The sequence below is a fragment of the Methanolobus sp. ZRKC3 genome, from assembly GCF_045291275.1.
Taxonomy (GTDB): Archaea; Halobacteriota; Methanosarcinia; order Methanosarcinales; family Methanosarcinaceae; genus Methanolobus.
The window spans coordinates 2361267-2382002 of record NZ_CP146982.1; the positions used below are offsets into that span (position 1 = coordinate 2361267).

The following is a 20736-nucleotide window of genomic DNA, read 5'->3' on the forward strand; positions in this document are numbered from 1 at the left end:
AGTGATTCTGCCATTTTATGATTGTGAGTTTTGAATCTCATTTCTTTTGATCTCTCTTACATTCGAATATATATTGTTGGAATCTGCTTTGATGCCGTATTTACGGAAAAAGCGCACGATATTCTCTATGTCCCTGATCAGGAATTCCTGTGCTCTGGGATGTTCGAGGGTGACTGATTGCCCCATGTCGATCAATATAGGTTCGATGGTATGTGGATCTATTAATGTGTTGTATTCGCTCAGGTCGCCGTGTACGAGGTTTGCTTTGACGTAGAGCAGTTCGATGTACTTAATTATAGTATCAAACACTTTTTGCGCCTGTTCCTTATCCATGGTAACATCTTTTAGTTGTGGATATGGTTTTTCATCCTTTCCAAGAAATTCCATGACAAGTATATTGCGCTCGGTGACAATGGGCTCTGGTGCTCTGACTCCTGCTTCCTTTGCACGAATGAGGTTTCTTTCTTCCTTTTTTGTCCATGCAAAGATTATGTCACGTTTAGCATGCCTTATGTTTCTGAAACGGGGGTCGCCTAGGATGTATTTTTCCATTGAGTTGAATGTACTGGAACTGATCCTGTATATTTTCACAGCAACATCTGCGCTTTCTCCTTCTGCCAGAAAGACATTTGCCTCTTTTCCAGTGCTTATGGATCCGCCCATGGCTTCTATTATACCTTTGTTGGATAATGTATAGAGTGTTTTGAGGGTGGGCTCGTCAAAAACATTCTCTCTCACTTTGAGTGAGTCACTGTCTTTGCGCAGCATGCGCATTTTATCGACTTTTGTGTCGATAGTCTGCACCTTTTTTACAACTTCTTTTTTCATGATCCTGGCCTATGAGTGCTTTATAACACCTTGTTTACTTTGTAATATATACTTTAGCGTAGTGCGTGCTATGTTTCGTATGTTGTTAAATCTTGTGTACATTTGCTACTGGTTACTATTTGTGTAGCTGGGTGCTATTAATCATTTGTTCTCATATTTGCAGATTTGATAGATTACCGCAAATTGCATAAGGGATTAAAACTAACAGTTATAATCCGAGTGGATCTGTGTCAATTGTCACATATCAGCTCTCTACTAACGGCACATATTCGCTTCTAATCTCTCCTGATTCGGAAGCCTTATATGCAATGGCTGTATTAGTAGGGTTCCGCGTAAACAGCGCGTTGACAGGAGCTTTTTCTTGTCATGAATCACGTTCATCCAAGGTCTTTGATGAAACACTTCGAATCTCGCTGGTTCGGAATGTTTATATATCATCGGTTCCTTGTAGGAGTCCTCGCACAGCGCGAGAGACTTATTATTGTCTTCTAATCATAAGTGGAGGCAGGAGTTATTTCCTGTCTGACGTTGGATTTGGCAGTTCGGTTAATTCTGACCGGTAGTGTATAATATACTATCAATAGAGAATTAGCCAAACTATATGTGCAAAGTGAATAAACTCTTTAGAGTTTTTCCGATCGATTCTTTAAAGACTTCCAAGTGAAGTAGACTTAAATTTGTGTGTGATCAACAATTCTGGTTGATCCTGCCAGAGGTCACTGCTATCGGTGTGCGATTAAGCCATGCGAGTCAAATGTTCTTCGTGAACATGGCGAACTGCTCAGTAACACGTGGATAACCTGCCCTAAGGTTCGGCATAACTCCGGGAAACTGGAGATAATACCGAATAAACCAGATATGCTGGAATGCTTTTTGGTTAAAAGTTCCGACGCCTTAGGATGGATCTGCGGCCTATCAGGTAGTAGTGGGTGTAATGTACCTACTAGCCTACGACGGGTACGGGTTGTGAGAGCAAGAGCCCGGAGATGGATTCTGAGACATGAATCCAGGCCCTACGGGGCGCAGCAGGCGCGAAAACTTTACAATGCGGGAAACCGCGATAAGGGGACACCGAGTGCCAGCATTTATGTTGGCTGTCCACATGTTTAAACGGCATGTGTTAGCAAGGGCCGGGCAAGACCGGTGCCAGCCGCCGCGGTAACACCGGCGGCCCGAGTGGTGACCACTATTATTGGGTCTAAAGGGTCCGTAGCCGGTTTGATCAGTCTTCCGGGAAATCTGACAGCTCAACTGTTAGGCTTCTGGGGGATACTGTCAGACTTGGGACCGGGAGAGGTAAGAGGTACTACAGGGGTAGGAGTGAAATCTTGTAATCCCTGTGGGACCACCAGTGGCGAAGGCGTCTTACCAGAACGGGTCCGACGGTGAGGGACGAAAGCTGGGGGCACGAACCGGATTAGATACCCGGGTAGTCCCAGCCGTAAACGATGCTCGCTAGGTGTCTGGGACGGTGCGACCGTTTCAGGTGCCGCAGGGAAGCCGTGAAGCGAGCCACCTGGGAAGTACGGCCGCAAGGCTGAAACTTAAAGGAATTGGCGGGGGAGCACTACAACGGGTGGAGCCTGCGGTTTAATTGGACTCAACGCCGGAAAACTCACCTGGGGCGACAGCAATATGTAGGTCAGGCTAAAGGTCTTACCTGAATCGCTGAGAGGAGGTGCATGGCCGTCGTCAGTTCGTACTGTGAAGCATCCTGTTAAGTCAGGCAACGAGCGAGACCCGTGCCCACTGTTGCCAGCATGTCCTTCGGGATGATGGGTACTCTGTGGGGACCGCTGGTGCTAAACCAGAGGAAGGTGCGGGCTACGGTAGGTCAGTATGCCCCGAATCTCCAGGGCTACACGCGGGCTACAATGGTCGGGACAATGGGTTCCTACCCTGAAAGGGGTTGGTAATCTCATAAACCCGCCCTTAGTTCGAATTGAGGGCTGCAACTCGCCCTCATGAAGCTGGAATCCGTAGTAATCGCGTTTCAATATAGCGCGGTGAATACGTCCCTGCTCCTTGCACACACCGCCCGTCAAACCACCCGAGTGAGGTATGGGTGAGGGCACGGATTTTGTGCCGTGTTCGAACCTAAATTTCGCAAGGGGGGTTAAGTCGTAACAAGGTAGCCGTAGGGGAATCTGCGGCTGGATCACCTCCTAAGCAGACTGACACAAAGTCAGTCACCATTACCGGTCAGAAATCGAAAAACTGCCAAATCCAAAATTGGGACAACAATAGTCCTAAGGGGCTTGTAGATCAGTTGGGAGATCGTCGCCTTTGCAAGGCGAAGGCCCTGGGTTCGAATCCCAGCAAGTCCATACTAGTGCACCAGGCAAGTAACTTTGCCCGGGAAGGATGAAGTGATCGGCGTACCCACGTCGGTTGCAATGAGATCGTGTATAAGCATGCATATATCAGACGCTCACTGGACAAAGTGAGGTGGACTCTGGTAATTATGCCTTCAGGTGGATGGCTCGGCTCAAGGGCTGAAGAGGGACGTGCCAAGCTGCGATAAGCCCAGGGTAGGTGCATGGAACCTATGAACCTGGGATCTCCTAATGGGTCTTCCTAATGCGTTTTGCGCATTGATCAGTAATGATCGGGAACGCCCCGAATTGAAGCATCTTAGTAGGGGCAGGAAAAGAAATCGAAGAGATGCCGTTAGTAATGGCGAATGAACACGGCACAGTTCAAACTGAATCCCGCCAGTAATGCGCGGGAGATGTGGTGTTATAGGTTTTTCCTAAAGGTCCCACTCAATTCAAGTTAAACTTTTCTGGAACGTTAGACCATAGAGTGTGATAGTCACGTAGACAAGAATTGAAGGATCTGGGATGTAACCTGAGTAGCGTGAGTTGGAATTCTCGCGTGAATTTGGGAGGCACCAACTTCCAAAACTAAATACTTCTTGAGACCGATAGCGAACTAGTAGGGTGACCGAAAACTGAAAAGTACCCCAAGAAGGGAGGTTAAAAGTGCCTGAAACCTGAAGGTGATGGAGCAATATGGCATAAAAGGATCTTTGATATGAAGGAAACAGTCGCGAGGCTGCAGTACGAATATCACTGCCAGTGTCATATTTTACGTTTTGAAGAACGGGCCAGGGAGTGTATTCAAGTGGCGATGGCTAACTTTTTACTTAGGAAGCCGAAGCGAAAGCAACATGCGCGCAACCGCAAGGTGAGGCGCGACGTATACAAGTGCGTGGAGTCACTAGGATACGACCCGAAGCCGGGTGATCTAGGCGTGGGCAGGTTGAAGCGTGGCGAAAGCTACGTGGAGGACCGCAAGCGGTATTGATCTGCAAATCATTCGTGTGACCTGCGTCTCGGAGTGAAAGGCTAATCTAACCCGGCATCAGCTGGTTCCTTCCGAAACATGTCGTAGCATGACCTGACTGGAGATTGTCGGTGAAGTAGAGCACTGATTGGTGGTCCCGGGGGAGAAATCCCTCAGCTGCTTGTCAAACTCCAAACTCACCGTCGTCGAAGAAAGTTGGAGTCCGGACTACTGGGGTAAGCTTGTAGTCCGTAAGGGAGACAACCCAGCCCGTGGTTAAGGTCCCTCAGTGTCGACTAAGTGTTAATACTAAAGGGCGTCCTAAGCCCTAGACAGCTGGAAGGTTAGCTTAGAAGCAGCTATCCTTTAAAGAGTGCGTAACAGCCCACCAGTCGAGGTTTGGGGCCCCGAAAATGGACGGGGCTCAAGTCGACCACCGATACCACGGAGTACCGCAAGGTAATCTCGTAGGAAGGCGTTGCGTTCGGGCAGAAGCAGGGCTGTGAAGTCCTGTGGACCGTGCGGAAACGAAAATCCTGGTAATAGTAACAGCATAGATGGGTGAGAATCCCATCCGCCGAAGGGGCTAGGTTTCCTCGGCAATGATCGTCAGCCGAGGGTTAGTCGGTCCTAAGACGTACCGTAATTCGAGTACGCCGAAAGGGAAACAGGTTAATATTCCTGTACCTCATGACAATAAAACTGACGTTTTTGGGCAGGCTGAGCGGCGCCGTCGCGCCGTCTAAGCACCGAATCCCGTGGAGAGCCGTAATGGCGAGAAGCGGGGGAATGTGTTATGGCGAAAGTCAGCTTCACCCGGGAACCCGTGAAAAGGAAGTTATGAGTCCGTACCGAGAACTGACACAGGTGCCCCTAGCTGAAAAGGCTAAGGCGTGTCGGAAAAATTTGGTTAAGGGAATTCGGCAAATTAGCTCCGTAACTTCGGGAGAAGGAGTGCCTGCTGTGAAGACAGCAGGTCGCAGTGACAAGAGAGCTCTAACTGTCTAATATCAACATAGGAGATCGCAAATCCGTAAGGACTAGTACGATCTCTGAATCCTGCTCAGTGCAGGTACCTGAAACTCTGTTTCAACGGAACGAAGGGCCTGTAAACAGCGGGGGTAACTATGACCCTCTTAAGGTAGCGTAGTACCTTGTCGCTTAATTGGCGACTTGCATGAATGGATCAATGAGAGCTCTACTGTCCCTAACCAGAGTCCGGTGAAGCTTACATTCTAGTGCAGAGTCTAGAGACCTCTAGGGGGAAGTGAAGACCCCGTGGAGCTTTACTGCAGCCTGTCGCTGGGTTGTGATTTTGGATGTACAGTGTAGGTAGGAGACATCGAAGGTGGTGCGCCAGCATCACTGGAGTCGTCATTGGGACACTACCCTTCCAAAATTACGACCCTAACTCTGTGAAGAGGACCCCGATAGGTGGGCAGTTTGCCTGGGGCGGGACGCCCTTGAAAAGATATCAAGGGCGCGCAATGGTTGACTCAAGTGGGTCGGAAACCCACTGAAGAGTGCAAGAGCATAAGTCAGCCTGACGTTATTCAGCACAGTAGTGGATGACGAGACGAAAGTCGGTTCTAGCGAACTTTTGTACTCGCTTGGTGCGAGTCAAAAATGACAGAAAAGTTACCCCGGGGATAATTGAGTCGTTGCCGGCAAGAGCACATATCGACCCGGCAGCTTGCTACCTCGATGTCGGTTCTTTCCATCCTGGCTGTGCAGCAGCAGCCAAGGGTGAGGTTGTTCGCCTATTAAAGGAGATCGTGAGCTGGGTTTAGACCGTCGTGAGACAGGTCGGTTACTATCTACTAGAGGTGTATGTGGTCTGAGGGTAAGCTACTTTTAGTACGAGAGGAACAGAGTAGCGGCGCCACTGGTCGATCGGTTGTCTGACAAGGCATTGCCGAGTAGCTACGCGCTAAGGAATAAGAGCTGAATGCATCTAAGCTCGAAATCTGACCTAAAAAGAGACTACGTTAAGGATTCCGGTAGAAGACCGGTTTGATAGAGTCGGGATGTACGCACCAAGGCAACGAGGTGTTCAGTCCACGGCTACTAACCATCCGTGCCTCTCTACCTTGCTTTGTCCAGGCGAAATCTGATATATGCATGATTATTATACACGTCCTTTTCATCAAATTCATCGTGAGTGAGTTTGGCGGCCATAGCGGCGGGGCAATTCCTGTACCCATCCCGAACACAGAAGATAAGTCCGCCAGCGTTCCTTACTGTACTGAAGTATGAGAGTCTTCGGGAACTCTGGATCGCTGCCATCTCACTTGCTATTCTTAACTATTTTTTTCTGATATTTACATGCCTGAGTTCTACTTTTATTTGTTCTCGATATTCATCATCTCTACCACTGAAAAGCTGCTTCTGCTTTGTTTTAGTAAAGTATAAATACAATGCTCACTTCAGAGGGATGCTTATCTTATGCCAAGATGGCGGAGCGGCTACGCAATCGCCTGCAGAGCGATACCATTCCGGTTCGAATCCGGATCTTGGCTTTACCTTCATTGAATTCACTGTGAGTGAGTTTGGCGGCCATAGCGGCGGGGCAATTCCTGTACCCATCCCGAACACAGAAGATAAGTCCGCCAGCGTTCCTTACTGTACTGAAGTATGAGAGTCTTCGGGAACTCTGGATCGCTGCCATCTCACTTACTATTCTTAACTTTTTTCTGATATTTTGCATGCTTGAGTTTTACTTCTTTTACTTCAAACCCATATATTAACAACAATATTTTAGTCATAAAGCACAGATAAAAAAGAACGTGAATTAGATATTCTGTAAAGTTCTCTATTTCTCAACATTTCTTCCAAGGGCCACATTCACGTCTTTAATCATATCTGCCCTGGTGACGAGTATGACTTCATCTTTTTCATGCATCTTAGGGTCCTTATCTGCAAGGATGAACTCGCTCTTGCGGTAGATTCCAATGAATGAACTATTGTCGGGAAGTTGTATCTCGGACAGCTTCCAGTCCTCAAGTGTCTCATCTACCACAACTCCCATGAATCTGACATCACTGCGTACCAGGTTACTTAGCTGGATGGTGTTTATCCCACGCAGAACGTCGGATATGTATATGGAGGATATGCGTGAAGGGTTGATGATATAGTTGAATCCAAGCTTGTTAGCAATGTCCAGGAACTGATCGTCATCTATTTTCAGTATTACCTTCTCAACCTTAGCATCCCTGGCTATCAGGCCGATGAGTATGTTGTTCTGGTCATTGGTACTACAGGCAACCAATGCATCAGCCTTGCTGATCTCCGCTTTTTCAAGTATGTCCGGTCTTGTACCCTCGGCGTTGATCACTGTACAGTCCAGGTTTTCTGCGAGTTCCTTGGCGATAGCCTCATCCTTTTCGATCAGTATTACCTCTTTGCCCTGATTTATCATACTTCTTGTAAGGTGTATGCCCAGTGAATCTGCACCCACTATAACAATTCTCATAGTTTAGTTCCCCTTCTTCTCCTCTTTATCCTGATCCACGTACTTGGCATGAAAAGTACCATCAATGGTATGATCTCGATCCTTCCGAATAGCATATCTATACACAGCACCATCTTCAGAATAGTGGGCATTCCCACTCCTGTCATTCCTGCTGAAAGCCCTACTGTGCTAAGGGCACTAGATACCTCAAACATTGCATCCCCTGCGCTCACACCATGGAGCATGAAGATGAACGACGAGGCTATCAGTATTACTACATACAATAGCATATATGTTGACAGATTATATATCTCGTCACTTTCAACAATGTGTTTCTCCATTTTGATGGGTGTTATGGCTTCCTTGGGAATCATTAAGCGCAACACCACATTATGAGCTAGCTTGAAAAGCAATATCACTCTGAATATCTTGATACCTCCGGCAGTAGAACCTATGTTCCCTCCCATCCACATCATAAAGATAAGCACAGCCTTTGAAGCATCGGATAGCAGGGAAAGGTCGAAAGTGGAAAAGCCTGCGGTGGTAATGGCCGATATTATGTGGAAAAGGTTATCCTTCGGGATATTCATAACCGGGTCGTTGTGGGACAGTGCCAGGGTAAAGAGTAATGTTCCCAGGGCAACAAATAACAGGAAATATCGAAGTTCCAGGTCCTGGAAGAACTTTTTTGGTTTTTTAAGCAGGGTTGGGTAAAGGATGAAACTCACGGCTCCAAGAAGGCAGGACAGACTAATGCTGAATGGTATCCAGCTACCTTCAAAAGCTCCAATACTCTCCGGCCTTGTGGAAAATCCCCCGGTGGAAACACAACTGAATGCATGGCATATGGCATCAAAGAAAGACATGCCGCTCAGCATCAGCAAGGTCAGGGATATCAGGGTGATGATCACATAGACTTTGCCAAGTGTGCGTGTAGTGGCGATGACCGTTGGTTTGAATTTCATATCTCCGTAATTCACCTTATATATGCGAAAAGCAGAGGTTCCCGGCCTGATGAGTATGGAGAGTACAACAAGGATTATACCTATGCCACCAACCCATTGGGACCATGAGCGTGCAAAAAAAAAGACTGGTCCAACATCCAAAGGTGCTACACTGAGTCCTGTGGTAGTCACAGCAGAAACACTTTCAAAGAATGCATCTATGAATGTCATCCCTGTTGACATGGACATAGGGATGGCACTTATGAATGCTGATACGGGAAATGCTATGGCTGCAATGATGAGTGCTTCCTTGTTATCCAGGTCATAGTCAGGCATTATATTGTGGATTATGTACCCAATGCCTAAGACTGCAGCTGAAGTAATTCCATAAAAGAAAGCTGCTTCTCCGTCACCTAGTATAATTGCAGCAATCATTGGTACTGCAAGTACGAATGCAAATGCAATGAGAAAATATCCCATGTATTTTACAATGGCTTTTGGATCAACAGGGGAAAGCAGTTCGTACATACATTATAATGTTGACTTTAAGATTATAAATAGTTATGAAGGTTATTCTACCCTTACAACTATTCCCCGAAGCAGGCGTCCTAATATGTCAGAACCAGTGATTATCCTCCTTTCAGGGTCATCCCTGTTCCAGTATAGTATGATATCTTCATCAATTACATCATCCTCTGCATCAATGGGATATACTTTCAAATGATTCATGGCAGTGCCTATTTTTTCTTTAGGGTCTGATACTATCAACGGACGGTGGCAGTACTTGTGTGGCTTGAATTCCCTGTCAACCTGTAATGCTCCTCTCAAAAATCCATCAGAATCAACAGCCATTCTGGGATTATCATTTTCATCTATCAGGATGATCCACTTTTTGCCAGAAGATGCCATCTTCTTCAGGAATGGGTCCTTGTATTCACTCGAGATATCTGGAAAAACAGGCCACAATCCTCTGAACGGAATCTGTATGATGCTACGTGTATCCAGAACCGATCCTTCTTTTTTAATGTTCAGGTCATCGATTGCCAGGAAATTCAAGGCACCCATGGCTTCAAGGTGGTCAATATCTGATATGGATGAATCCATATGTTTTTCTATCATTATACGAAAAGCCCTTTCCTTATAGAACTGCACCTTCTCCTTCCCCAGCCACCAATCCAGAAGGATAGCAGAAGGCTTGGCAACAGGAAAGAGAATTATCTGATAGAATGTAACAAGCGGGGTAAGGTATGCACCCATTTTCAGAGCATTGCGTGAAAAATATGCCTGTGGCATAATCTCTCCAAAGCAGGTAATTGCAATGGTCGAAAACACAAAAGCTGTAGCTCCTGCCATAACTGTGTCTGTAAGAAGTGTCAATAATACGTTTATTCCTACGTTTCCCCAGAGGAGAGTTGCAAGCAGATAATTGGAATCCTTACGCATTTTGAGAACTTTCAATGCATGGGGATTCTTTACCTCAGCTTCTATCTCAAGCCGAAGGGGTGTCAGGCCAAAAAGCCCGATGGTCAAACCAGAGAAAATCGCGGACTGTGCAAGACACATTACAATGAATACCCATGTGACTACAGCCATGAGTCCCTATCCTTAACAAATAAATTATCCAATTGAAACATAGCATATTACCTTTTTCAAAATACTGAACATAACTTCAACATAATAAACATTTCTTAATCCTGTCCATTCCACTTATTTATCTATATGGCAGTGGAAGTTTAAATATACCTTTACTCTTATCTACCCCAATATGTCATCACAATTTGATATCATTCATAAGGATGCAGCAGGTCGTATAGGTAAGCTGACAACCCCACACGGAGTGGTTGAAACGCCTACTGTCATGCCTGTTATCAATCCGAACATCCAGACTATAAAACCATCTGAGATGAGGGATTTTGGGGCACAGATGCTCATCACTAATTCATATATCATCTATCGTAAGGAAGAATTGCGGGAAAAAGCATTAAAAGATGGTCTGCATGCTCTTCTTGACTTTGATGGACCTATCATGACCGATTCCGGTTCATTCCAATTATCTGTTTATGGCGATGTCGAAGTTACTAACGAGGAAATCATAGATTTCCAACAAAAGATAGGAACAGATGTTGGCGTACCTCTGGATATCCCCACCCCTCCCGATGTTACTCGCGAGCGGGCAGAGGAAGAGCTTGAAATAACCATCCAGCGTCTCAAAGTGGCAAGAGAACTTGTTAAAGACGGTATGTTACTTGCTGGTCCGGTGCAGGGATCCACATTTAAAGACCTGAGGGAGGAATGTGCAAGAACCCTGTCTGAGATGGAGTTCGACGTTTATCCATTCGGTGCTGTTGTTCCGTTAATGGAATCATATCGCTACTCCGATCTTGTAGATGTCATAGCATCTGCCAAGAAAGGACTTAATCCTGCGGCACCTGTTCATTTATTTGGTGCAGGCCATCCAATGATGTTCGCACTTGCCGTAGCTCTGGGCTGTGATCTTTTTGACTCAGCTGCCTATGCTCTGTATGCTAAGGACAGACGCTACATCACATCTCGGGGAACCTATCATGTTGATAATCTGAAATACCTGCCATGTTCCTGTCCTATCTGCCTGTCCCATACAGCAGAAGAACTCAAAAAAGCTCATAATTGTACTGAATTACTGGCAAAACATAATCTTTATGTCACCTTTGAAGAGGTGCGTGAAGTCAAACAGGCTATATTGGAAGGCAATCTGTTGGAACTTGTGGAGCAGCGTTGTCGTTCACATCCTCGTATGCTTGATGCACTTAAGAAGTTGTACACTTATTCCGAATGGCTGGAGGAGTGCGATCCTGCGTCAAAATCAACATTCTTCTATTGCGGACCTGAATCTGCCAGGCGTCCGGAAGTATTACGCTTTGCCAGACAGGTGGAAAACTTTACAATACAGGGTTCTGCACTGATCCGTGCAAATCCGACAAAACATGATAATGAATATGACAACGTATTGATATTCAAACCTCCATTTGGATCATATCCTCAGGAATTGGCAGAGGTTTATCCCTTAAATGCAGAAGTGGTTAAAACACCGGACACTGAGTCCCTTGAAGTTTCATATCTTAATACCATCAAACTTGCAAAACTGAATCCTGATGCACAGTTTACCTTCATGCTACAGGGAAGATTTGAGCATCCTCTTCTTGAAGAACTTGAAGCGCTTGCAAATGTAGAGGTAATTCTGGCACACAATTACTAACTTGCCAGAATTTGTTACTACCCTAATACTAATATATAATACAAGGAATTATGAGCTAGAACTTACAGGTGATAAACTTGGTATCTACTTCTGACTCAAAGACAAGAAATCCCTATATCGAATTACTCAGGCCTGAGATCGCGGACATGGACTTTGCCCTCCCAGCTGCCAGTGCCTTGCTGGCAAGCTACCTGGCAACAGGTGCATTGCCTGAACTGATGCTTTTGATAATAGCAGTTATAGGAGGCTATGCTGCTATCACCAGTTCCTATGTCTATAATGACTGCTGTGATGTCGATATTGATCAGATCAACCTTCCAAACCGACCCCTTGTGGCAGAAAAAGTCTCAAGGGACCATGCCCTGAAATACTCTTTGTTCCTCTTCATAGTGGCAGGTGTAGCAGCTTATTATTTGAATCCTGAGTCTTTTGTAATACTCGTCATCGCTGTTGCGACCATTAGCATCTATTCGGCTGTGGCAAAGAGACTCACTTTCCTGAGTTTTGTGCCGGTAGGTATTGCCTATGGTCTTGTACCTATCGGTATCTGGCTGGCATTCGATCCTGCTGGCATTCTCAAAACCCCGGATTATGGTTCGATCCTGCCTCTTCCTGCAATATTCCTGGGACTGATGATGTGCTTTACTGACTGGGGTTTTACACTTTCAGGTGTTGCCCGTGATGTGGAAGGCGATCGTGCCAGGGGTGCACCAACTTTCCCTGTGACATTTGGGGTTCCCAATACAGCAAAGTTTGTGACTCTTATGTGGTTTGTTGGAGTAATTGCCTCACTTGCCATTGGCTGGACTGCAAAGATAGGCCCTATCTACTTTGCCGGTGCTCTTCTTGCAGGCGGCTGGATGCTGGTGCAATCGTTTGATTTCATAAAGAACCCCACTCCTGAAAGAGGTGGAATGCTTTTCCTTCAGGGTTCAAGGTACAGGGGTATAATGTTTGGCTCCCTGATACTGGATGTAATACTATCTATTTTCCTTGGATCATATGCAGGATTACTATGGTGATCCTGGAGGCTATATCATGGATGCGGATATCATAATCATAGGAGCTTCCCCTGCCGGTATGATGGCAGCCCGGAATGCTTCCCGTAAAGGTTGCAGTGTGATCGTCATTGACAAAAAGGAAGCTGTAGGCACTCCTACTCATCCTGCAAACACTTTTTTTAAGGGTATGTTTGACAGAGCCGGAGAAACAGTCGACCAGAGTTATGTCATCAAGACTCTCAAAGGTGCACATATCATAGCTCCCTCGGGCAGGAATGTTGCATTCGAAGGCGAAGCTTATTTCCTTGATCGTAAAAAGTTCGATGAATTCTATGCGCAACAGGTCATTGACACAGGTGTTGAGCTTCACATGGGTGTCGAGGCACTAAATGTACTGAGAAATGGTGAGACTTTTGTGGTGAGCACCACAGAAGGTAAAATGAAGTGCAAACTCGTGATAGTATCCGATGGCATCAATTCAAAGATCGCCGGGTTAATGGGGATGAAGCCATTGAAGTATCCTCAGGATATTGCATGGGCACTTGAGGCAGAGGTAGAGGCAGATGGTATTGGTGAGCCTGATATGTTCGAGTACTATGTAGGCAACCATGCTCCTGGCTGGAAATCCACATATTCTCCATGCGGGGGTGATCGTGCCACTCTTGGAATGTATGTGCGCAGGCATGGAAGGGATGTTTCTGGTTTCTTTGATGCATGGGTGGAGAAGTTCAAAAAGCTCAAAGGCATTGATGATCTGAAGTTCATAAGCAAGTCTGTGGGCGGCGACCCCATCGTTGCTATTCCCAACGAGATTATTGCCGACGGTGTCATGCTTACAGGTGGCTCAGCAGGTCAGTCTGGTATTGGCTATGGGATGCATGCCGGTCAGATGTGCGGTGATGTTGCTGCAGATGCAATTGCAAAAGGAAATGTTTCCAAAAAGGCACTATCTGAGTACAGGAAACTCTGGAATGATGCTTACAGGACAGAGTATTACCTGGGAAGGTTTGCACTGGAATCCCTGAGAAAGATGACCGATAAGGAGATCGATGGATTGATGAAGGTCTTTGAAGGTGAGGACCTGAACGTCCTTGGTGGTACTCCTTTCAATCAGGCTGTCCAGATATCAAAGATGATCATAAAGAATAATCCTTCGTCAATTCTTTCATACAGGGCAATACTCAGGAATAAATAGGGGACCATGAAAAGCAAGTACTACTTTTACAAGAACCCTGTGTTCAAGGTATATGCTCAGATCGAGGACAATAAGGTCAGGATGAATACCTCTGGTATTGCCTCATCTTTTATGGACTCATTTGTTTCTGACATGATGGGTATTTTTGAAGGTACGAAGCCTGCAAAAGTGGAAAATGACAGGCTTATCTATTCCACATGGATGCCTCCAATACCTGGAAAGACCTTTAATCGCCTGGTTTCAAGCCAGATGCGTGCAATGCGTGGCAAGTATGTGCCTGAGCAGCTTACGATCTCCATAACAGAGGATTGCCCAAACAAATGCCTGCACTGTGCCCTGCCTGATACCAAGAACAAGGCAAAACTTTCCTCTGATACTGTAAAGGACATCATTGACCAGGCACAGGACATGGGTACATCTCTTATAATATTTGATGGGGGAGAGCCTCTTGTTTATGATGGCCTTGAAGAACTTGTGACATATGTTGACCAGTCAAAGGCGATACCTGCATTGTTCACTTCAGGGGTAGGACTTACAAAAGAGCGTGCTGAAAGCCTGAAAGAAGCTGGTCTGTTTATGCTCAGTATAAGTCTTGATAGCGCAAATGAAGAAGGTCATGACTATATGAGAGGACGTCCTGGCGTGTTCAAGGAAGCGATATCTGCCATACGCAATGGTCTGGACGCCGGCATTCTTGTAAATATATATGTAGTGATATCTCCTCGCAACATTGATGAACTGGATGATTTCTATTCTCTTGCAATTGAGATGGGTGTGCACGAGATATCCTTTTTCGAAATAGTTCCCACTGGACGCTGGCTGGAGCATGGAAATGAGGTGCTTTCAGAGGATGACCATCGTAAATTTGATGAGTTCATTGAAAGAACCAGTGATATGGAAGGTCCCAGAATCTTCCCGATACCTCATATAGTGAAGCATTTTGGCTGCTTTGCAGGCAGGAAATGGCTGCATATAACGCCTGAGGGGAATGTATTCCCTTGTTCCTGTATGCCGCTGTCATATGGTAATATCCATGACACTTCTCTCTCATCAATATGGAAGAAGATATACAAGGATCCTGTTTTCACAGCTGGTCCCTGTCTTATGCGGGATGAATCTTTCCGCAGATCCCGATTGGATCTTGTGGAATAAGCCTTAGGCTTAAATCTATTTTTTTTATTGAATTGAAAAAAAAGAGTAATTATGGGTGATGAATCACCCATATTGCTGATGTCTTTATTTAAGCAGTCCGGATCTCTGAAGAGCCATAAGGTTCTCCATAGTAAGTTTTCCACCTGACTTGAAATTGTCGAAAATATCCTCTGCATCCTTGCGAGCATCTGCTCTTGCAGCTTCCTTCTTGCCATCGACATCGCCTTTCTTGATCTTGCGGATCTCTTTGTCAATGTCGCGAATCTCCTTCTGGCCAGCAATGAAAAGCTTGTGCTGTTCATCTGCGCTTTCCTGGAATTTAACAAATTCCTTGTGTGCCGCATCGGATTCTGCGCGAACTTTATCAGCCTCTTTGAAAGTGGTTATCATCTTGTCATGATTTTCCTGTGCTTTCTGGGCATATTCTGAAAGTGTAGTGTGATGTACTGAAGCCTCATCTCTGATTTCCTGTGCATCTGCTAGTAGTTCCTTGAGTTCATCGTTACCCTCAAGCTGGTCTTTCTTAGCAGCATACAATTTCTGGAGCTCAGTGATCTTGTTTACAAGTTCTCTTTCTTTGCTTGTTGTAAGGACTTCTGTCTGCTGGGTGAATTCTAACCTGTCTACTTCCTTGCGTATGTCCTTCATAGAAGGGCCGCCAAGGTTGCTGTCGCCACGGATTAGATCGATCTTAGCAAAGATCTCGTTAGCTCTTGCATTGACCTCATCACGGAGTACTTTATACTCTTTGACTTTCTCGTTATTTTCATCACGAAGTTTCTTATATTCCTGTGCTTCGTTGATAAGGTCCTTTGTGTTCTTGTTCAGCTCGTTACGCTTTGCAGCAAGTGTGCTAGCTTCTGAATTGAGTTCGTTACGCTTCACTTTATATTCTTCAGACTGATTCTTGAGTACAGTCTTCTTGTCGTTCAGTTCTTTCAACATATCCTTATTGTCCTCCCGATCCAGCAAAAAAGCTGGCATTTCATGCATTTCTAATGCACGATTCTGGCTTTACGGGTCCAGTGACTCGATCACTGGAATTACTGCTTCAAGGTCCTTTATTGTAACCACAATATCGGCGTGTTCATGTAGAATTGGTTTTGAATTAAATGCTATTGCGTATTTTGCTACTTTGAAGATGCAAATATCATTAGCTCCATCACCTACTACAATACATTCCTCAGGTTTGGTATTATATTTACGGGAAATATCTTCCAGAACGAATTCTTTTGAACCCTGGTCTGTAAGCGGTCCAGTTACCTCTCCTGTAAGGTGTCCTTTGTCGGCTATAAGCACATTGGCTACTACATGATCAATTCCCAGTACTTCTCCCACGCGCTCAGCAGCCATGGTGAATCCACCGGAGATCATTGCGGTCTTATAACCTCGAGATCTTAAATGTCTGATCAGTTCTTTTGCACCGGGCATAAAAGGCATTTTGTCGAGTGCTTCATGGGCTTTGTCAACTGAAAGGCCTTTGAGCAATTTCACTCTTTCAAAAAGTGCCTCTGAGAAATCGAGTTTGCCATGCATTGCCAGCTCGGTAATTCTGGAGACTTCGTCTCCAACTCCTGCTGCAACTGCCAGTTCGTCTATGGTTTCAGCATCAATAAGAGTGCTGTCCATATCAAAAACTATTAACTTAACCTTCTCATCAAAATTGTCGCTGCAATTCACTTAATCAAACCTAGATTTTGAATCTCGTTGTGAAACAGTATTTAAGTGCCGAGATTGGTTTGAAATGAGTCACATTGCTTTTAAGTTTTTCGGGTAAATCGCGCATTGCAAATCTTTTCTGTCTGTTGTTTTTACGTTGGTGTGGGTAGCAATCGTCATGGTGGAGGCAGTAATCTCTGAATGGAGCTTAAAATAGTCTAATGGGTCTGATTTTTGAAGGAAGCTGTATGCTTTCTCCTCTGTTCTGTGATTATACTCATATTAACTCTTATGTGGCCTATATCATTCCAAAAACAATATATGCTACACTGCCCATTGCACTAGTGTGATTTTATATGGCAAAGATTGGATTTATTAAGTTAGGCAACCTTGGTATGAGCCAAGTAATCGATTTGGTACAGGACGAGATCGCAGCAAGAGAAGGAATCAGCATACGCTCTTTCGGAACCGGTCCTAAGATGGGCAAGGACGAAGCAGCTGCAACAGAAGAACTCAAGAAGTTCGATGCAGATTTCTACGTTATGATCAGCCCAAATTCAAGTGCACCTGGTCCAACCGCAGCACGTGAGATATACAAGGATGTTCCATGTATCGTAATCTCAGACGGTCCAACAAAGAAGGATGACCGTGCAGCACTTGAAGAAGCAGGATTCGGTTACATTATCATGACCGTTGACCCACTCATCGGCGCAAAGAGGGAGTTCCTCGACCCTGTAGAGATGGCTTCATTCAACGCAGACGCAATGAAGGTACTCTCAACCTGTGGTGTTGTAAGACTCCTTCAGGAAGAACTCGACAAAGTTGCAGCAATGGTTGATGAAGGTAAGGAACTTGAACTTCCGCATATCCTTGCAAAGCCAGAGAAGTGCATTGCAAGAGCAGGCTTCAACAATCCATACGCAAAGGCAAAGGGTCTGGCAGCACTTCACATGGCTGACATGGTTGCAAAGATCAACTTCCCAGCATGCTTCATGATGAAAGAGATCGAGCAGGTAACACTTACAACAGCAGCTGGCCACGAAATGATGCGCGCAGCAGCACAGCTTGCAATTGAAGCAAGAGAGATAGAGAAGGCAAACGACTCTGTATTCAGGCAGCCTCACTCCAAGAGTGGCAACCTGTTGTCCAAGACCGCTCTCTACGCAAAACCAGAGTAAAAAAAATCAAAGGAAAGTACCTCTAAGGTACTTCTTTTCTTATTTTTATGGAACCATTAACTGTTTTTGTCATTGGCGTAGGTTCATACGCAATTCTAGTAGCGCTAACTTTTATTTTATTCAAGGCTGCAATGAGTGCTGCAAAGGAAGCATCTCAAAGTTGTGAATCAAACGAGGGTGATGTTCTTGAGGCTGAGCCTGGAGACGACTCGCTAAAAAAGTGAATGGTGAACCGTTATAATATTGAGGGTTCACGCTCAATCTGTTTATTGTTCTTCTTTTGCTCTTGGCATTGCTATGATCTCTCTTATCTGAATATTGAAGAAATCAAAGGAATGTGCTGGTCTGACCACGGCTGCCACATCTGCTCCCCAGCGTGTCCCGCCAATGGCAATGATCTCTGTTTCCTTTGAAACAGGAATATGTCCGGAATCTGCAGCCATCATGGTACATTCGATTGCAACCTTGAATCCTTTTCCAAACATGGTGCGCAGTGTGTCTGATATGACATCTGCCCGGCTGGCTCCGCCAATGCGCTTTGAAATGGCACGTTCAACACCTGAGAACATGTGTGACTGTGTGGTCATAATAACTCCCATTTCCTTGAGTTTCTCGAGCTTATCTTCGTCAACTTCCCACTTCCCACCTTCTTTCAGACCATATTGGTGGGTAATGGCAATGAGTTTTACATTCTGACCCTTGAACGCCTCTGCAGCTTTTAATGCGGTCTCACCACTTGTACTGGCAAGAACAACATATTCTATTCCCAGCTCTTCTGCCCTCTTTGCAGCGAGTTTCAGTACATTTTCGCTATTTTCTGGTCCGACATTATCGAGGTATGTTATTGATTTTTCCATTCGATCACCTGTATTTTGAATAAATTAATGTATGACACGTATAAATTTAAGTTGTTTTCTGTCTGAAATGAACGATGCTCTTATCTATGTCTTAATACAAATATATCTTTATCAGGGAGTTTAGTTAGTTGTATTAAAAGGTGATTATTTTGGCAGATACAGATTTCGATGACAATAATGTAAAAATAGCCACAAGTGAGGTAAAATCTAAGAATCCAGTTCTTGTGGAAGGTTTTCCAGGTATCGGACTAGTGGGTAACATTGCAAGTCAGCAGATTATTGATGAGCTTAAAATGGAATATATAGGTTCTATCGACTCAAGGCATTTCCCGCCTATTGCTGTACTTTATGAAGGCCTCATAAACATGCCTGTGAGAATCTATGAAAGCGAAGAACACAACATGGTGATCATAGTATCTGATATTCCTATTAATCCGGTCGTTGCATATGATGTGAGTAAGGCGCTTTTGGAATGGGCTGAATCCATCAATGTAAAAGAGGTAGTTTCACTTGCTGGAATTGCCACGATGAGCGATGAGAACAAAGTATTCGGCGCCGCAACAAATAATGAAATGCTTGATAAGATAAAGGACAAAGTGGAACTTTTCCAGATGGGTACGATATCCGGTATCTCCGGTAGTATCATGGCTGAGTGTCTTGTCCGTGGCATACCTGCTATCGGCCTTCTTGGTTCAACAATGAGCCAGAACCCGGATCCCAGGGCAGCATCCGTTGTGATCGATGTTCTCAACCAGCTCTATGATCTTGGTGTTGATACTGAGACTCTCCTGGATCAGGCGGAGAAGATCGAGATCGAGATGCAAAGGCTTGCAGAGGATGTCAGGACTACCGAACAGCCTACGGGTACTAGGAAAGAGTTCCCTATGTATGGGTGATCAAATGGAATATGTTGCACTTACCGGAATGTCTGAGCGCGTGATATCCGAGCTCAAGCATCGCAGGCTTCTTACCATCGAGATAAGGAGTCCGCATAATTTCTTTGCAGCTTTAAATCTTAATGTAGGCGACCTTCTTCTATTGACTCATACAAGTCCCGAGGATGTAACCGGCGGTACCACTGGTGTTGTGGCAAAACTATCCAAACATCAGGTTATCACGCAGAGGACTGTTCAAAGTAACGAGCTATATTATGAAGAGCGTGAAACCACATCCCTGCGCATTCAGCTTGACCCCAGGTGCATTGCAAGGGTGAGAAAAGTAATTAACAATAAGATCGGTGAGCGGACCGTAGTGGATGCAGACGAGATCCCATTATATAATGCCCACTAAGCATTCAATCAAATGTATTTGGGGTGCTCTCAACCCCCTTCTCTATTTTTTCCACCAGATCATGGCTTATCCCAAAAGGCATTTCCACATTTGAATAATAACTGTGCTTCCTTGATCCTTTGCATCCGTAGGAAAGTCCGATTCCACTTTTTAGTGGCAATGCCGTACAATCTCCGCAGACTGACGCCGCTCCTATGGTACTGACCTTAAGCCCTTCTCCAAAGTGAAATGCATATGCCTGTATAATACGCATTACAGCTTCAGCTTTAAGATAAAGTAAAAGAATATCGTAATTCCCTGTATTCTGTGAAAGTGGCTCGATTCGGATGGATCTATACTCTTTTTCAACTCTGGGAAGGGAAGATGCCGCCCTTTCAGCTACCGACCTGTCTGCATATCTTCCTGAGCGCAGGTAATAATCCGCAGGGCTTTGTTCACTAACTCCAAGAACATAATCCCCTGCGCTACATCGTTGCTTTCCTATCAGGAAGGTTTCTCCCTGGCTGGCCTTTTGCACTATCTCACAGTACAGCAGCTCGGAGTCCTGTCCGCATTCATTTCCAAATGTGATGCATACGGGTTCTCCACTATCCATGAGTGCTTTGATCTTGGGTATGTCAGCCAGTTTTACGCCTCCCGGTGTGTTTAACATATCGAT

General features: G+C 45.2%; 16 protein-coding genes, 2 tRNA genes and 4 rRNA genes. 14 read left to right on the forward strand and 8 right to left on the reverse strand.

The genetic code is table 11. The features are described from left to right. Positions 1–15 precede the first annotated feature (15 nt). Positions 16–828, reverse strand: a complete 813-nt coding sequence (locus tag V7O66_RS12000) for a serine protein kinase RIO (protein WP_406660549.1) — start codon at positions 826–828, stop codon at positions 16–18. 693 nt (positions 829–1521) lie between these two features. Between V7O66_RS12000 and V7O66_RS12005 the strand changes: the two genes are divergently transcribed. The 6 genes from V7O66_RS12005 to rrf (V7O66_RS12030) all read left to right on the forward strand — a co-directional run bounded on the left by V7O66_RS12005 (position 1522) and on the right by rrf (V7O66_RS12030) (position 6786). Beyond that, a 16S ribosomal RNA gene (locus V7O66_RS12005) occupies positions 1522–2995 on the forward strand. Between the two features lie 87 nt (positions 2996–3082). Beyond that, positions 3083–3155, forward strand: a tRNA-Ala gene (locus V7O66_RS12010). Between the two features lie 123 nt (positions 3156–3278). Beyond that, a 23S ribosomal RNA gene (locus V7O66_RS12015) occupies positions 3279–6207 on the forward strand. 75 nt (positions 6208–6282) lie between these two features. After that, positions 6283–6404: ribosomal RNA gene (gene rrf / locus V7O66_RS12020) — 5S ribosomal RNA — on the forward strand. 159 nt (positions 6405–6563) lie between these two features. Continuing rightward, positions 6564–6635, forward strand: a tRNA-Cys gene (locus V7O66_RS12025). 29 nt (positions 6636–6664) lie between these two features. Continuing rightward, positions 6665–6786 (forward strand): 5S ribosomal RNA (gene rrf / locus V7O66_RS12030). The 16S, 23S and 5S rRNA genes sit together here with 2 tRNA genes alongside, the layout of an rRNA operon. A gap of 142 nt (positions 6787–6928) precedes the next feature. Here rrf (V7O66_RS12030) and V7O66_RS12035 read toward each other — a convergent pair. The 3 genes from V7O66_RS12035 to V7O66_RS12045 are packed head-to-tail and all read right to left on the reverse strand — an operon-like array spanning position 6929 to position 10104. Further along, complete coding sequence (locus tag V7O66_RS12035) at positions 6929–7588, reverse strand: potassium channel family protein (protein ID WP_406660550.1); 660 nt, start codon at positions 7586–7588, stop codon at positions 6929–6931. Beyond that, on the reverse strand, positions 7585–9039 hold the full coding sequence (locus V7O66_RS12040; RefSeq protein ID WP_406660551.1) for a TrkH family potassium uptake protein: 1455 nt from the start codon (positions 9037–9039) through the stop codon (positions 7585–7587). Before V7O66_RS12040 ends, V7O66_RS12035 begins: the two co-directional genes overlap by 4 nt. 42 nt (positions 9040–9081) lie before the next feature. Next, a complete protein-coding gene (locus tag V7O66_RS12045) occupies positions 9082–10104 on the reverse strand; it encodes a DUF21 domain-containing protein (protein WP_406660553.1) in 1023 nt (340 codons plus the stop codon). Positions 10105–10276: 172 nt separating this feature from the next. On the opposite strand from V7O66_RS12045, the gene tgtA reads away from it, so the two are divergent. The 4 genes from tgtA to V7O66_RS12065 all read left to right on the forward strand — a co-directional run bounded on the left by tgtA (position 10277) and on the right by V7O66_RS12065 (position 15094). Beyond that, entirely contained in the window at positions 10277–11746 is a 1470-nt protein-coding gene (gene tgtA / locus V7O66_RS12050) for a tRNA guanosine(15) transglycosylase TgtA (protein WP_406660554.1), read from the forward strand. Between the two features lie 77 nt (positions 11747–11823). Continuing rightward, positions 11824–12768 carry a UbiA prenyltransferase family protein gene (locus V7O66_RS12055; RefSeq protein WP_406660555.1) on the forward strand — a complete coding sequence of 315 codons (945 nt, stop codon included), beginning with the start codon at positions 11824–11826 and terminating at the stop codon, positions 12766–12768. A 16-nt stretch (positions 12769–12784) separates the two neighbouring features. Beyond that, complete coding sequence (locus V7O66_RS12060) at positions 12785–13942, forward strand: NAD(P)/FAD-dependent oxidoreductase (protein ID WP_406660556.1); 1158 nt, start codon at positions 12785–12787, stop codon at positions 13940–13942. 6 nt (positions 13943–13948) lie between these two features. Further along, positions 13949–15094, forward strand: a complete 1146-nt coding sequence (locus tag V7O66_RS12065; protein WP_406660557.1) for a radical SAM/SPASM domain-containing protein — start codon at positions 13949–13951, stop codon at positions 15092–15094. 84 nt (positions 15095–15178) lie between these two features. On the opposite strand, the gene V7O66_RS12070 is transcribed toward V7O66_RS12065, so the two are convergent. Further along, positions 15179–16039 (reverse strand): coiled-coil protein, encoded by an 861-nt coding sequence (locus tag V7O66_RS12070; RefSeq protein WP_406662653.1) that lies wholly within the window; start codon positions 16037–16039, stop codon positions 15179–15181. Between the two features lie 69 nt (positions 16040–16108). Then, positions 16109–16774 carry a phosphoserine phosphatase SerB gene (gene serB, locus V7O66_RS12075; RefSeq protein ID WP_406660558.1) on the reverse strand — a complete coding sequence of 222 codons (666 nt, stop codon included), beginning with the start codon at positions 16772–16774 and terminating at the stop codon, positions 16109–16111. Between the two features lie 335 nt (positions 16775–17109). On the opposite strand from serB, the gene V7O66_RS12080 reads away from it, so the two are divergent. Further along, positions 17110–17931, forward strand: coding sequence for a F420-dependent methylenetetrahydromethanopterin dehydrogenase (locus V7O66_RS12080; RefSeq protein WP_406660559.1), 822 nt, complete (start codon positions 17110–17112; stop codon positions 17929–17931). Positions 17932–17978: 47 nt separating this feature from the next. After that, complete coding sequence (locus V7O66_RS12085; protein ID WP_406660560.1) at positions 17979–18155, forward strand: hypothetical protein; 177 nt, start codon at positions 17979–17981, stop codon at positions 18153–18155. Between the two features lie 42 nt (positions 18156–18197). On the opposite strand, the gene V7O66_RS12090 is transcribed toward V7O66_RS12085, so the two are convergent. Then, on the reverse strand, positions 18198–18788 hold the full coding sequence (locus V7O66_RS12090) for a pyruvate kinase alpha/beta domain-containing protein (protein ID WP_406660561.1): 591 nt from the start codon (positions 18786–18788) through the stop codon (positions 18198–18200). A 149-nt stretch (positions 18789–18937) separates the two neighbouring features. On the opposite strand from V7O66_RS12090, the gene V7O66_RS12095 reads away from it, so the two are divergent. Both V7O66_RS12095 and V7O66_RS12100 read left to right on the forward strand, forming a co-directional pair. After that, positions 18938–19684, forward strand: coding sequence for a proteasome assembly chaperone family protein (locus V7O66_RS12095; protein ID WP_406660562.1), 747 nt, complete (start codon positions 18938–18940; stop codon positions 19682–19684). Between the two features lie 4 nt (positions 19685–19688). After that, positions 19689–20078 (forward strand): DUF473 domain-containing protein, encoded by a 390-nt coding sequence (locus tag V7O66_RS12100; protein ID WP_406660563.1) that lies wholly within the window; start codon positions 19689–19691, stop codon positions 20076–20078. 4 nt (positions 20079–20082) lie between these two features. Here the strand turns inward: V7O66_RS12100 and V7O66_RS12105 are convergent, their stop codons facing one another. Beyond that, the gene (locus tag V7O66_RS12105; protein WP_406660564.1) at positions 20083–20730 is read right to left on the reverse strand and encodes a DUF169 domain-containing protein; all 648 of its coding nucleotides are present in this window, start codon (positions 20728–20730) and stop codon (positions 20083–20085) included. Between the last annotated feature and the right edge of the window lie 6 nt (positions 20731–20736).

Coding starts and splice junctions, on each gene's coding strand:
- V7O66_RS12040 (WP_406660551.1), bottom strand. CDS start 9,039: ATGTACGAACTGCTTTCCCCTGTTGATCCAAAAGCCATTGTAAAATAC.
- V7O66_RS12070 (WP_406662653.1), bottom strand. CDS start 16,039: ATGTTGAAAGAACTGAACGACAAGAAGACTGTACTCAAGAATCAGTCT.
- V7O66_RS12100 (WP_406660563.1), top strand. CDS start 19,689: ATGGAATATGTTGCACTTACCGGAATGTCTGAGCGCGTGATATCCGAG.
- V7O66_RS12000 (WP_406660549.1), bottom strand. CDS start 828: ATGAAAAAAGAAGTTGTAAAAAAGGTGCAGACTATCGACACAAAAGTC.
- tgtA (WP_406660554.1), top strand. CDS start 10,277: ATGTCATCACAATTTGATATCATTCATAAGGATGCAGCAGGTCGTATA.
- V7O66_RS12105 (WP_406660564.1), bottom strand. CDS start 20,730: ATGTTAAACACACCGGGAGGCGTAAAACTGGCTGACATACCCAAGATC.
- V7O66_RS12065 (WP_406660557.1), top strand. CDS start 13,949: ATGAAAAGCAAGTACTACTTTTACAAGAACCCTGTGTTCAAGGTATAT.
- V7O66_RS12085 (WP_406660560.1), top strand. CDS start 17,979: ATGGAACCATTAACTGTTTTTGTCATTGGCGTAGGTTCATACGCAATT.
- V7O66_RS12090 (WP_406660561.1), bottom strand. CDS start 18,788: ATGGAAAAATCAATAACATACCTCGATAATGTCGGACCAGAAAATAGC.
- V7O66_RS12045 (WP_406660553.1), bottom strand. CDS start 10,104: ATGGCTGTAGTCACATGGGTATTCATTGTAATGTGTCTTGCACAGTCC.
- V7O66_RS12035 (WP_406660550.1), bottom strand. CDS start 7,588: ATGAGAATTGTTATAGTGGGTGCAGATTCACTGGGCATACACCTTACA.
- V7O66_RS12060 (WP_406660556.1), top strand. CDS start 12,785: ATGGATGCGGATATCATAATCATAGGAGCTTCCCCTGCCGGTATGATG.
- V7O66_RS12080 (WP_406660559.1), top strand. CDS start 17,110: ATGGCAAAGATTGGATTTATTAAGTTAGGCAACCTTGGTATGAGCCAA.